Source organism: Polaromonas sp. P1_F1 (genome assembly GCF_056405795.1).
In genome coordinates this window covers 137402-149358 of record NZ_JBFUBJ010000010.1, presented here as the reverse complement: position 1 = coordinate 149358, position 11957 = coordinate 137402, and the positions used below count along the sequence as shown (strand labels likewise).

The following is an 11957-nucleotide window of genomic DNA, read 5'->3' as shown; positions in this document are numbered from 1 at the left end:
AGCCCAAGTACCCAAGGCGGGTCAGCTCAACTAAGCTCGATCCCTACGCTGAGAAGCTGGCCACCTGGCTGGGAATCGAGGCAACAAAATCGCGGAAACAGCGGCGCACTTTGAGGCAGATCCACACAGACTCAGCCCAAAAAGGAGAAAACCAAGAACTTATCCACATCGTGAGCACCTTCTGCTCACAAAGAGTGTGGGTCAAAATTCGATGGAAAACTCGGGTCAGACTTCGGTGCAATTCAACAGGTGTCTACAAGAGACCGGATTCCGGTTTCTGGTGGATCAATGCAACGCTCCCCAACGGCAAAAGAGTACGCCAAAGCGCTGGGACTGAAATCAGAGAGGACGCCGAAGCGTATCTAGCCAAACTGAAGCTGGACGCGTACCGGGAAACCCACTTTGGATTGAAGCCTCAGCGTAGCTGGCAAGAAGCCGTTGTCCGGTACCTCGAATTGAAGCGGACATTGAGAAGTTTTTCGGATGTGCAGCAGATTTGCCGCTCCCTTGACCCTTACCTGGGGTCGATGATGCTCAGTCAGATCAATGGTGACGTGATTTGGGCCGTTGTCCAGGGAGAACTCAAGAAGGGCAACAAGCCTGCCACGGTGAACCGGTACCTCGCTACGATACGCGGCCTTTTTCGGATGGCCCGCGATGAGTGGCAGTGGATCGACAGCTTTCCGAAAATCAGGCTCCTGACCGGTGAAGTCGAGCGGGACCGCTGGTTGACGCATGAGGAGGCGGATCGATTGATTCGCTACTGTGCGCCCCATCTGGCGGCCCTGGTACGGTTTGCCCTGGCAACAGGCTGCCGTGCTTCCGAGATAACGGGTTTGGAGTGGAATCGGGTGGATTTGAACCGGCATACCGCCTGGCTCAATAAAACCAAGAATGGCACGCCCCGGGGAGTTCCGTTGAATGAAGATGCGAAAGAAGTCTTGAGGGAGCAGATTGGCAAGAGCCTGACGCACTGTTTCACCTTTCGGGGCGAACCGATGCGTTATCAGGTTACCAACTCTGCCTGGCGTACAGCGCTTGAGGCTGCCGGTATTTCGGATTTTCGGTTCCATGACCTGCGCCACACGTGGGCCTCATGGCATCGTCAGGCGGGAACGTCTTGCGATGAGCTCAAGGAATTGGGCGGCTGGAAATCCCGGGAGATGGTGGACCGCTATGCGAAGTATGGAACGGAGCACCTGGCCACGGCTGCCACGCGGATCGTCCGCTTGAAGCCTGAAACCGAGGGGAATCTGGTCACGTTTTTGTCACGTTCAGAAAGACAAAAGGACTTAGCCTTGCGGCTAAGTCCTTGATGTACTTGGTGGGTTCTGACAGATTCGAACTGTCGACCTACGGATTAAGAGTCCGCTGCTCTACCAACTGAGCTAAGAACCCGGAAATTCTGGTGGGACCAGCGGGGGTCGAACCCACGACAAACGGATTAAAAGTCCGCTGCTCTACCAACTGAGCTATGGTCCCAAGAACGTATCTTGCGATACATCCCGGTATTTGCTGCTTCGAGGGCAGCAAAGCCTTGAATTATAGCGTGATTTTTTAAGCCTTCGCAAAAACTCAGGCCGCAATTTTGTCGAGTGCCCAGCCGGCCGCGCATAGGCCGAAGGTCGAGGTCACGCTGACGACCGATCCATAGCCGTGGCAGTTCAGACTGCCGTCGCTTTGGTCTGCGGCATCGGGCTGCAGCACAGCCTCGCGGCTGAAGACACAGGCTACACCTATCTTGCCTTTGCGTGCGCCGCCGTGCTCCTTGCGCAGCCGGTAACGCAACTGCGCCAGCAAGGGGTCGTGCGTGACCAGCGACAGGTCGTCGATGTCCACGCGGTGCGCCAGCCGCTTGCCGCCCGCGGCGCCTACACTGACCAGATTCACCTTGTTGGCAATCGCCCAAGCTGCCATGGCGGTTTTGGCTTTCACCTGGTCGCAGGCGTCGATGACGGCCAGCTGCTTGCGGTCAAAGCCCTCTTCGAGGCCCAGGATGCCCGGCCAGTTGGCGGCGTCGACAAATTCCTCGATGCCGTCCACGCGGCAGCCCGGGTGAATCTGCGCGATGCGTTCGCGCATGGCCTGCACCTTGGCCTGCCCCAGCGTGCTGTCCAGCGCATGGACCTGGCGGTTGATGTTCGATTCGGCGATGTGATCGAGGTCGATCAGGGTCAGGCGGGCCACGCCGCTGCGGGCCGCGGCCTCGGCCGCCCAGGAACCCACGCCGCCCAGGCCCACCACCACAACGTGCGCCCGGCGTATGCGCTGCGCCCCCGCCGCGCCGTAAAGGCGCGCCAGGCCGCCGAACCGGCGCTCCAAGTCGGCGGGAAGTTCTTCGATGAGGGATGTCATTGGAAATGCGGATCGTTGCCGGGACGTGCTCAGGCAGAACGTTCCAGCCGCCAGATCTGGTACTTCAATCCCGCCACGCAGCCCGCGAGAATGGCAGCCAGCGCCACAAAGCTGGTCGCGCTCAGGGTCGAGATGCCCGACAAGCCCTGTCCCACGGTACAACCCATGGCGCAGACGCCGCCTACGCCCATCAATGTGGCTCCCACCAGGTGATTGGCAGTGTCTTCCGCGTCACGAAAACCTTCCCAGCGGAAACTGCGCGACAGCACGGCGTAGACGGCCGAACCAACCACCACACCGAACACCGACACGATGCCCAGCGTGAGCACCTTGCTCTTGTCGCTGAAAAACATGAGCCAGTCTACGGTGTAAGCCACGGGCGAGACAAAACTCAGCGCCTCGGCGCGGCCCGAGTTGGTGGCGAGAAAGGCTTCCTGCAACGTCTCCGGATGTTCGGCCACATAGCCCAGGCGCCCGCTGACCCACCACATGGCCGCAATGACGCCGCCAATGCCCAGACCTGCAAGCAGGTTATCAAAGCGACGGAAGTCCTGGCCGAACAGCGCCCAGACGATAAGGCCCAACCCGATGAGGATGGCCAGGCCGATACCGGCGGCGGCGGGTGTGATACCGATGGCGCCGGCCACCCAGTTGGGCAAGGTCGCATTGGCCGTGAAATCGACGGCAATCTTGTCGACCGTAGCCACACGGACCACAGCCGTGATGCCTTTGAGTGTCGCAAAAGCTGCGATGCCCATCACGGCAAATACCACGACGGACTTGAGGCTGCCCCCTCCAATACGCACCAGCGTTTTGCTGCCGCAGCCTGAAGCCAGGACCATGCCAAAACCGAACATCGCGCCGCCCACCGATGCGGAAAGCCAGATAAAACGGTTGGAGGCATACAAGGTCTTGGATGGATCAATCACACCGGCCGCGGCCATGGTGAAAAACCCGATCATGGCTACACCAATCGCCATTCCCCACATGCGCATACGGGTCCAGTCACCCATGTTCACGATGTCGCTGACGGCGCCCATGGTGCAGAAGTGCGTTCGCTGGGCAATCGCGCCAAAAACCATGGCGAGAATAAAACCGGCCCATAGAACCTGGGCCGTGAGACTATTGAGTGCGGAGATGTCCATCGCCCGATTTTAGGGGCGAATGATCTTTGCCCCCGGGCCAGCCGGATAGCCTGCCCGAGGTGCGGCTTACTTCAGCTTGGCCAGCCGTTCCTTGGCGACGGAAGCCGCCTCGGCCTGGGGATAGGTCTTGACCAGGTCCTCCAGCGTCTTGCGGGCCGACTTGGTGTCCTTGAGTTCCACCTGGCAGTTGGCCAGCGAAAGCATGGCCTCCGGCGCGCGCATATGATCGGGTTCAGCCGTCACGAGCGAGCGGAAATTAGTCACCGCGTCGCGGTAGTTGCGCAGGGCGTACTGCGCATTGCCCAGCCAGAACAGGGACGATGTCCGGTAACCGGTTTGCGGATAACGCTTCAGGAAGCCCAGGAAGCTCGTCTGCGCTGCTGCGAAGTCGCCCTTGCGAAGCGTGGCCAGTGCGGTTTCGAACTCCTGTTTTTCAGCGGGCTCGGCCACAAATTCCTTGCCGTCCACATTGACTTTGCCGGGCTCGAACTTGCGCAGACGCTCGTCCACGCCTGTCGTCAGGTCTTTCTGGGTGCGCTGCATCTCGGCCACGCTGCGCGTCAGGTTTTCGTTCTGCCCACGCAGGTTGGCGACTTCGCTGCGCAGTGCCTCAATCTGATTGGACAGGTCGAGTACGCTGCGGCGCAACTGAGCGTTGTCTTCCGTGTTTTTCCGCACGTCATCGGCCATGCGCAGCTGCGACGCATCGACCTTTTGCCGCAAATCGAGGATCGCCCGGCGGGCCTCATCGTCTTCAAACAGGCCGGCGTTTGCATTGAACGCCAGCACGCAGGCCGCGGCTACCGCGGCATACCGAAACATGTTCACGGTTCGGGCCCCGTTTAACGGTAGTTGAGTTCAGCGCGGCGATTCTTCGCCATGGAGTCCTCATCAGAGCCCGTAGCTGCCGGCTTTTCCTTGCCGAAGCTCACGGCCTCGACTTGCGGATCAGCCACGCCCAGCAAGCCCAGCGCGCGGCGAACTGCCTCAGCGCGCCGTTGGCCCAGAGCCAGGTTGTACTCGCGGCCGCCGCGCTCGTCGGTATGGCCTTCAATAGCCATCTTGCGGCCCTTGTTGGCCGTCAGGTATTTGGCATGGGCCTCGATTGCTCCCTGGAACTCGGGCTTGACCACGTAGCTGTCGAAGTCAAAGTAGATGACCTTGGTGGTATTGGCAGGGCCCGCCAACGAGGCATCGGCGCCTTCAACCTGTACCGGCGCAACAGCACGGCCAGTCGCGCCTGGTGTACCGCCTTGCTGGGTCGTGCCGGTGCGATCCTCGACCGGCACGTCGTTCAGCTTGACGCCGGAACCGCAGGCTGCCAGCGTGGCCGCCAGGACAAGGGAGAAGATGATTGAAAAAACGGTGCGTTTCATGAAGTACCTCTACAAAAAAATAGGCCGTATGGAAAACAAAAATAATGCCGGGTGTTGCCGGTCACCGCTGGAAAGGGCCCCAATCGGGTTCCCGGATGTCACCGCTTGCCCCGGACAGTCTTGCCTTGATCTTGCCGTCCAGCGTTGTAGTCATCAGGGCTTCCCTGCCCTGCTGCTGGGTGGCATACACAATCAATCGGCTGTTGGGTGCAAAGCTCGGACTTTCATCGGCCGTGGTTTCGGTGATTGGAGTGACCGTACCGCTGGCAAGTTCCATGACGTGCAGCTTGAAGGCGCCGCCCACCCGGGAAACATAGGCCAGCCATCGACCGTCAGGGCTGAGCGCCGGGGAGATGTTGTAGGTCCCGGTAAAGGTGACCCGCTCGGCATTGCCACCATTGGGGCTCATGCGGTAGATTTGCGGCGCGCCGCCGCGGTCGCTCACGAAATAGATGTAGCGACCATCGGGCGAGAAGGCAGGCTCGGTGTCTATGCTGGAAGATTGAGTCAGCCGTTTGGGCTCGCCCCCATTGAGGCCGATCGCATAAAGCTGCGAACCACCGTCGCGGCTCAGCGTCGCCACCAACTGTTTGCCGTCCGGCGACCATGCGGGCGCGCTGTTGGAGCCTCGAAAGTTGGCCAGCAGGCGTCGCTTGCCGGATGCCACGTCGTGTGCGTAGATCACCGGCTTGCGCGACTCAAACGACACATAAGCCAGTTGGGAGCCGTTAGGTGACCAGGCGGGCGAAATAATGGGTTCGGGGCTGGTCAGGGCCGACTGCGCGCCCTCACCGTCGGAGTCGGCCACCCAGAGGTTGTATTTCTGGGCCGCCTTGGTCACGTAAGCGATACGCGTCGAGAAAATGCCTTTTTCGCCAGTGAGTTTTTCATAGACAAAATCGGAAATGCGGTGTGCAGACAGCCGCAAGTCAGCAGGCCCTACCGTGTAACTCTGGCCTCCCAAATCCTGTCCGCGCACGATATCCCAGAGGCGAAGACGAACATCAAAACGACCATCTGCCAACGGGGAAATGCTGCCGGTCACCATCGAATCAGCGCCTTTTTGCTTCCAGGCAGCCAGATCCGGGCGGGTATTCTCATCCGCGACGATCCCTGCGGTATCGATCGGTCGAAACATGCCACTACGTTCAAGGTCTGCCCGGACGATGGCGCCGATCTTTTGCGGTGCCTGCGCTTCTCCCCGAAACGTGGCGATGGCGATGGGCAGTTGGGTCAGGCCAACTCCGGAAACCTCAACGCGAAATTGCGCCAGAGCCGGCACTGCCGGGAGCGTGGCAGCAACCAGCATTCCAGCAATGGTGCGACGGCGAATAAGGGGTGTGATGCTCATGGTTTTTTTTCAGGTCAATGCAAATGCGTTATTTTGATGGGTGTTTGAGGGGCAATCTGGCCCAGCCCTTTCTCCGCCTGCGTGACAGCAGTTTTCATGCGCTGGAGCACCCTGTTTTTATTGATGGATTCCTGGTCGCGCGTGTTCTCTCGGTGCCAAAGATGAAATACTTCCGTACCCATAAAACCATTTTTGCGCCGAATTCCCATATGGCTGAGCCTCAACACCAGGTCGGCATCTTCATGACCCCACCCCTGAAAAGTTTCGTCAAATCCGTTGACGTTAAAAAAATCCCGCCGCCAGACACCCAGATTGCAGCTGCGAATGCCTTGCCACTGAAAACCTTGTTGTACCCTGAATAAACGCCATGGCCAGGACAGGAGGTGCAATAATTTGTTGCTATCGCCCTGCAGCCGGGCGCGAATCCAGAACGATACAGGACGGCTGGGTAAATCAATAGCGCCATTGACTACACGTTCTGTAAGACGTTGGCTGATCAATACCCGGCTTCCGTTGACAAAACATCCTGGCTCGGCGAGGCGAGCATGCTCCGCCACAAAGCGCGGCCCGGGAACGCAGTCTCCATCAAGAAAAACCAGATAGTCGGCCGTAGCCAGACTGGCTCCGAGGTTGCGAGCCTGCGCTGCGGTAAAGCCCACGTCAGGGTGCCAAACGTGGCGGACGGAGCAGTTGAAGTCCGGACATTGCTTATGGAGCATCTCCACTTCATCCGCGCGAGATCCATCATCGGCAATGATGACTTCATGCGCCGGCCCGCATTGACCTGCGAGTGACTTCAAAACAACCAGCAACGCATTGGTTCGGTTATAGGTCAGCACAATAAAGCTGACCTTCACGGTGTGCTCGTTCACTTGCCGGAATTCCGTTGCAGCAACCAAAGCTTCAGGTAGCGGTAATAGGTACCTTCGGCATTTGAAATGGCAAGCACAAGCCCCATGCGCCCGTCCATGAAACCCAAGCGCAAAAAATAGGTTCGAAAGAATGCCCAAAAACCATGGCCGAGCGCTTTGCTGATCGATGATTTTTTACCCTTGCTGTGCAGCACTTGGGCACCGGCACTGGAATAGCGGTTGGCCTTGTCGAGAACCGACTCAAAGTTTGCGAAACTTTCGTGGAGCAGGGAGGAGTTCAACTGCCCTACCGGGTTCGACGTAAGAATTTTTTCATGGACAAGATCATCCGAAAAACGGGCACTCTCGCGCCGAAACAGTCGCGTCACACGATCGGGATACCAGCCGGAATGCCGCATATATTGCCCGCAATAGCTGGAAAGACGAGGAAAAGAATAGACGTCAAACGCCGGCGCCTGAAGCGCTTTGATGATTTCACGCTGAAGCTCGGGGGTAACTCTTTCGTCCGCATCCAGAGAAAGAACCCATTGGGAACTCGCCAGGGCCAATGCGCGGTTTTTCTGGGCACCAAACCCCGGCCAGTCATGGTCGATGCTGACGCGAGCTCCCATGGACCTGGCAATGGCCACAGTTCCATCACTGCTGCCTGAATCGAGGACCACGACCTCATCGGCGAAAGCTACCGAGCGTAAACAGGCCTCCATGTTATGGGCCTCATTCTTGGTGATGATGGTTACGGACAAGCTTGCCAACGAATGCCTACTCGGAAGATCACAAGGGGGATTTACCAGTGAAGTCGCGTTGCTTCATCCCCTGACAGCATAGCAGAGGACCCGTACGCGCCCCCTCGTCGGCAAGTGTGGAATCACCGATAATGCGGGCTGCTCATCAGGTACTGACTGCGACCATTTTGTTAAATAAGACGCTCAATTTTCGGCTCGCCATTATTTGCTTAGCCACGGCCTCTATTGGATTGTCTATGGCAATAATCAGTATTGCCAAGCTTTTGCTGGTGCTTTGCGGGCTCGCTACCCTGCTGGCCATGCGACAAACCGGGCAATACAAGAATCCGCTTGCAGGGTTGCGCGTACCAATCGCCGTGCTGGTCATCCTGTTCGCGTTCACGCTTAGCCTGATATGGACCGTTGCGCCACTGACCGATGCATTGAGCTCGGTTGGAAAATATGGCAAGCTGCTTGAGATCATCCTGATCGTATTTCTTGTTCGCGATGCGCGTGAGGCGATGTGTGCGTTTGCCACATTTGTTGCTGCACAGGTATTTTTGCTGGCCGGTTCCTGGATGCTTTTTTTCCATCTCCCGGTACCCTGGGCAACTTCCAATATGGCGCTGACAAACTACGCCGTATTCTCCAGCTATCTGGACCAGAGCATCATGAGCGGAGTGTTCGCAGCGGTCTGCTGGCATTTACGCGCCCTCTTCCCCGGGCGCTTTGGCCCACATTTCGCTGTATTGGCCGCGATCTTGGCGCTGTGCAATGTATTTTTTGTGCTGAGTGGCCGTACCGGGCACGTGGTGGCAATCCTTTTGCTGTCGAGCGCCATCATGTGGGAACTACCCAAGCGCTATCGAATAGTCACTGTACTTCTGCCTTTTATCTTTCTTGTAGCTCTCTCATTTGGTTCATCCAAAATGCACCAGAGAATTGTGGAAGCGCAGACCGAAATAAAGTCTTTTTCCTTTAAAAAGGGGGCCGATATAGCAACCGGTTACGGCGCAGTATCCAGCTCTTCAGGCATCCGGCTCCATTTTTGGCACAGGGCGGTGCAGTCGATTGGCGACAACCCGATTCTGGGCGCCGGGGCCGGGAGCTGGGCAAGCGAATACAACCGGCTTGAGCAACGGGAAAAGCAGGATTACAAGCCTGTACAAAACGGAAATCCGCATCAGGAATACCTGCTGTGGGGTGTTCAGCTGGGCATTCCGGGAATTGCCCTACTTTGCGGGTTGATGTTTTCGATCTTCAAAGATACCGCCGGGATGGACAAACCATATGCCCGGGCGGTGCAGTCCACTTTGTTGGCACTGGCCGCTTCGTGCTTTTTCAATGCATCCATTTATGACGCGCTGATCGGGGATTTTTTCTGTGTATTGCTCGGTTTGCTGCTGGTTTTAGGGCTCCGCAGCCCGACGCACGAATCTGCTGGTCAATCCAAAAACGAAGCAACAGCATGAGCAGCAGCACAGAAAAAGGCTCCTTGAATTCACCATCAAAGCCGTCCCTGCAGCACAGGATTGCGAGAGTCTGGCCTTATTTCAGCAGCTCACGCGGTGGATGGGCATTAGCCATTGGCGCCACTATCGTGGCTTCGGCAACCGAGCCGTTTGTACCGGCATTACTCAAGCCACTCCTGGACCGGGGATTTCAGCGGGACTCATTCAATCTCTGGCTGGTTCCACTGACATTGATGCTGCTATTCACCCTGCGGGGACTCTCCGGGTTTCTGGCGCAGTACGCCCTGGCCAAGGTCACCAACGAGGGCCTCCAGTCGCTGCGCCGGGCGATGTTCGGCAAACTGCTGAGCTCGCGCCTGTCGCTGTTCGCGGACCAGTCCTCCAGCGCCATCGCCAACACCGTTGTCTACGAGGTGTTCAACGGCTCGTCGATGATGATCAATGCGGTCATGAAGCTGGCGCGCGACGTTCTCACGCTGGTGGCCTTGGTGGCTTACTTGCTCTTCCTGAACTGGAAGCTGATGCTGATCGTCTCCTTGCTGTTCCCAGCCGTCGCGCTGGTGATTCAGCTACTGACGCGCCGCCTTTACCGGCTGACCCGCGAAAGCCAGGTGGCCACGGACAACCTGGCCTATGTCGTCGAAGAGAACGTGCTGGCTCACCGCGACGTGCGGCTGCATGGCGCGCAGGCCGGTCAGGCTTCGCGCTTCGAGGCGCTGAGCAACACGCTGCGGCGGCTGTCCATCAAATCCACCGTCGCCTACGCAGGCATGAGCGCCATCACCCAGGTGCTGGCCGCAATGGCGCTGTCGGCCGTCATCTCCATCGCCCTGCTCCAGGGCTCGGAAAACACCACCACTGTGGGCGGCTTCGTGGCCTTCGTGACGGCCATGCTGCTGCTGATCGCCCCCATCAAAAGCTTGTCCGACGGTGCCACGCCCATCACGCGCGGGCTGGCGGCGATCGAGCGCGGGCTGGACCTGGTCGACCTCATCGAGGACGAAAGCAGCGGCAGCTTCAGCACGGCCAGGGTCGCCGGCGACATTGAATTTTCAGGCGTCAGCGTTGTCTACAAGCCGGATACGCCGCCGGCGTTGGACGGCATCAGCCTGGCGATACGCGCCGGCGAGACCGTGGCGCTGGTCGGCTCGTCCGGTTCTGGCAAGACCACGCTGGCCAGCCTGCTTCCGCGCTTTGTCGACTACAGCGCCGGCAGCATACTGCTGGACGGCACGGAACTACGAGACTGGGACCTGGCTTCGCTGCGCTCGCAGTTCGCCTTCGTAAGCCAGCACGTCGTCATGTTCAACAACAGCATGGCCTTCAACGTCGCGCTGGGTCAGTCTTTCGACAGTGACAAGATCGTGCGCTGCCTGACCGCCGCCAATCTGGGCCAGTTGCTCGAGGAACTGCCGCAGGGCATAGACACCGTGCTCGGCCACAACGCCATGCAGCTGTCCGGCGGCCAGCGCCAACGGCTGGCGATTGCCCGGGCACTGTACAAGGATGCGCCCGTGCTCATCCTCGACGAAGCCACCTCGGCCCTGGACACCGAGTCGGAAAAAGCCGTACAGGAAGCCATACAGCGGCTGGCCGCGGGCCGCACCTCGCTGATCATCGCCCACCGGCTGTCCACCATCCAGCATGCCGACCGCATCATCATGATGAACGCCGGCCGCATCGTCGAGCAAGGCAGCCATGCTGAGCTGCTCCAGAACAACGGCGCTTATGCCCACCTTTACCGCCTGGGCTTCCAGGGCGCAGCCTAGAAAGTCATTCCCGATGCCAGTCTCCATCAGCGGCTTTACCTTTATTCGCAACGGCGTGGGCCTGGGCTTTCCCTTTGAGGCCTCCATCCGCTCCCTGTTGCCCCTGGTCGATGAATTCGTCGTGGCCGTGGGCAAGGGCGAGGACGACACGCTGGAACGCGTCAAGGCCATCAACGACCCGAAAATCCGAATCATCGAAACACTGTGGAACGAACGCATGGCAGACCGCGGTTTTGTTTATGCGCAGCAAAAAATGATCGCCCAATACTCCTGCACCGGCGATTGGGCGTTCTACCTGGAGGGCGATGAAGTGGTACACGAAGGCGAGCTTGCCGCCATTCGGGCCAGTGTTGAGCGCCATCACTTCAATCCCGCAGTCGAAGCGCTGGTGTTTGACTACCATCACTTTTATGGCTCTCCCGACTGGATTTCCATCAGCCCGGGATGGTACCGTCGCGAATGCCGTTTGATCCGCAATACCATTCGAAGCTATGCACCCGATGGCCAGTATTGGCTGGTCACTACACAGCACAAACGGGGGCGTAACCCCCAGGGCGCACTTGCCGGTGCGCACATTTACCACTACGGCTGGATACGGCGCAACGAGGAAATGCAGAAGAAACTGGATCAGGTCAGCAAGTACTGGGGCGAGGCCTCAGCGGCGCAAATCACCTACAGCCAGTTTGATCGCCGCGCGCTCGCCCCTTTTAAGGGCACGCACCCCCAGGCGGTGCAGGAATGGCTGGCCACTGAGGCTGAACCGGTCCTGAACATCGACCCGGCCTACAAGCCCACGCCCAAGGAAAACAAATACCACTTCATGCGGCAGGTGGAAACGCTGACCGGGCTGGATTTCAGCCGCAAGCATTTCAAACTGGTGGCTTGACCCACCTGA

At 58.7% G+C, this 11957-nt stretch carries 11 protein-coding genes and 2 tRNA genes; 4 read left to right on the top strand and 9 right to left on the bottom strand.

The window, feature by feature from the left end; all coding sequences use genetic code 11:
* Window positions 1-1316: tyrosine-type recombinase/integrase (locus AC1DZE_RS21680; protein ID WP_477700532.1), on the top strand; the 1316-nt coding region annotated here is incomplete at its 5' end.
* Between the two features lie 6 nt (window positions 1317-1322).
* On the opposite strand, the gene AC1DZE_RS21675 is transcribed toward AC1DZE_RS21680, so the two are convergent.
* The 9 genes from AC1DZE_RS21675 to AC1DZE_RS21635 form a co-directional block, all read right to left on the bottom strand.
* Window positions 1323-1398, bottom strand: a tRNA-Lys gene (locus AC1DZE_RS21675).
* Window positions 1399-1406: 8 nt separating this feature from the next.
* Window positions 1407-1482, bottom strand: a tRNA-Lys gene (locus tag AC1DZE_RS21670).
* 93 nt (window positions 1483-1575) lie between these two features.
* The gene (locus AC1DZE_RS21665) at window positions 1576-2355 is read right to left on the bottom strand and encodes a tRNA threonylcarbamoyladenosine dehydratase (RefSeq protein ID WP_477669499.1); all 780 of its coding nucleotides are present in this window, start codon (window positions 2353-2355) and stop codon (window positions 1576-1578) included.
* A 29-nt stretch (window positions 2356-2384) separates the two neighbouring features.
* Window positions 2385-3500, bottom strand: coding sequence for a YeeE/YedE family protein (locus tag AC1DZE_RS21660; RefSeq protein WP_477700531.1), 1116 nt, complete (start codon window positions 3498-3500; stop codon window positions 2385-2387).
* 66 nt (window positions 3501-3566) lie between these two features.
* Window positions 3567-4322 (bottom strand): tol-pal system protein YbgF, encoded by a 756-nt coding sequence (ybgF, locus tag AC1DZE_RS21655; protein WP_457280991.1) that lies wholly within the window; start codon window positions 4320-4322, stop codon window positions 3567-3569.
* Window positions 4323-4342: 20 nt separating this feature from the next.
* Window positions 4343-4876, bottom strand: coding sequence for a peptidoglycan-associated lipoprotein Pal (gene pal, locus AC1DZE_RS21650; protein ID WP_477669497.1), 534 nt, complete (start codon window positions 4874-4876; stop codon window positions 4343-4345).
* Between the two features lie 61 nt (window positions 4877-4937).
* Window positions 4938-6227, bottom strand: coding sequence for a Tol-Pal system beta propeller repeat protein TolB (tolB, locus tag AC1DZE_RS21645; protein WP_477669496.1), 1290 nt, complete (start codon window positions 6225-6227; stop codon window positions 4938-4940).
* 14 nt (window positions 6228-6241) lie between these two features.
* Window positions 6242-7099, bottom strand: coding sequence for a glycosyltransferase family 2 protein (locus AC1DZE_RS21640; RefSeq protein ID WP_477674382.1), 858 nt, complete (start codon window positions 7097-7099; stop codon window positions 6242-6244).
* Complete coding sequence (locus AC1DZE_RS21635) at window positions 7096-7851, bottom strand: glycosyltransferase family 2 protein (RefSeq protein WP_477669494.1); 756 nt, start codon at window positions 7849-7851, stop codon at window positions 7096-7098. Before AC1DZE_RS21635 ends, AC1DZE_RS21640 begins: the two co-directional genes overlap by 4 nt.
* A gap of 227 nt (window positions 7852-8078) precedes the next feature.
* Between AC1DZE_RS21635 and AC1DZE_RS21630 the strand changes: the two genes are divergently transcribed.
* From AC1DZE_RS21630 to AC1DZE_RS21620, 3 genes are read left to right on the top strand one after another with little or no spacing between them, the layout of a single operon-like run.
* On the top strand, window positions 8079-9293 hold the full coding sequence (locus AC1DZE_RS21630) for an O-antigen ligase family protein (protein WP_477669493.1): 1215 nt from the start codon (window positions 8079-8081) through the stop codon (window positions 9291-9293).
* A complete protein-coding gene (gene msbA, locus AC1DZE_RS21625) occupies window positions 9290-11062 on the top strand; it encodes a lipid A export permease/ATP-binding protein MsbA (RefSeq protein ID WP_477673983.1) in 1773 nt (590 codons plus the stop codon). The genes AC1DZE_RS21630 and msbA overlap by 4 nt, the downstream gene beginning before the upstream one ends.
* Window positions 11063-11075: 13 nt before the next feature.
* Window positions 11076-11948, top strand: coding sequence for a glycosyltransferase family protein (locus AC1DZE_RS21620; RefSeq protein ID WP_477669491.1), 873 nt, complete (start codon window positions 11076-11078; stop codon window positions 11946-11948).
* Window positions 11949-11957: the final 9 nt, after the last annotated feature.

Bases quoted from the DNA above. Each gene is read 5' to 3' on its own strand.
- AC1DZE_RS21665 (WP_477669499.1), bottom strand. From the start codon at position 2,355: ATGACATCCCTCATCGAAGAACTTCCCGCCGACTTGGAGCGCCGGTTC.
- AC1DZE_RS21660 (WP_477700531.1), bottom strand. From the start codon at position 3,500: ATGGACATCTCCGCACTCAATAGTCTCACGGCCCAGGTTCTATGGGCC.
- ybgF (WP_457280991.1), bottom strand. From the start codon at position 4,322: ATGTTTCGGTATGCCGCGGTAGCCGCGGCCTGCGTGCTGGCGTTCAAT.
- pal (WP_477669497.1), bottom strand. From the start codon at position 4,876: ATGAAACGCACCGTTTTTTCAATCATCTTCTCCCTTGTCCTGGCGGCC.
- tolB (WP_477669496.1), bottom strand. From the start codon at position 6,227: ATGAGCATCACACCCCTTATTCGCCGTCGCACCATTGCTGGAATGCTG.
- AC1DZE_RS21630 (WP_477669493.1), top strand. From the start codon at position 8,079: ATGGCAATAATCAGTATTGCCAAGCTTTTGCTGGTGCTTTGCGGGCTC.
- msbA (WP_477673983.1), top strand. From the start codon at position 9,290: ATGAGCAGCAGCACAGAAAAAGGCTCCTTGAATTCACCATCAAAGCCG.
- AC1DZE_RS21620 (WP_477669491.1), top strand. From the start codon at position 11,076: ATGCCAGTCTCCATCAGCGGCTTTACCTTTATTCGCAACGGCGTGGGC.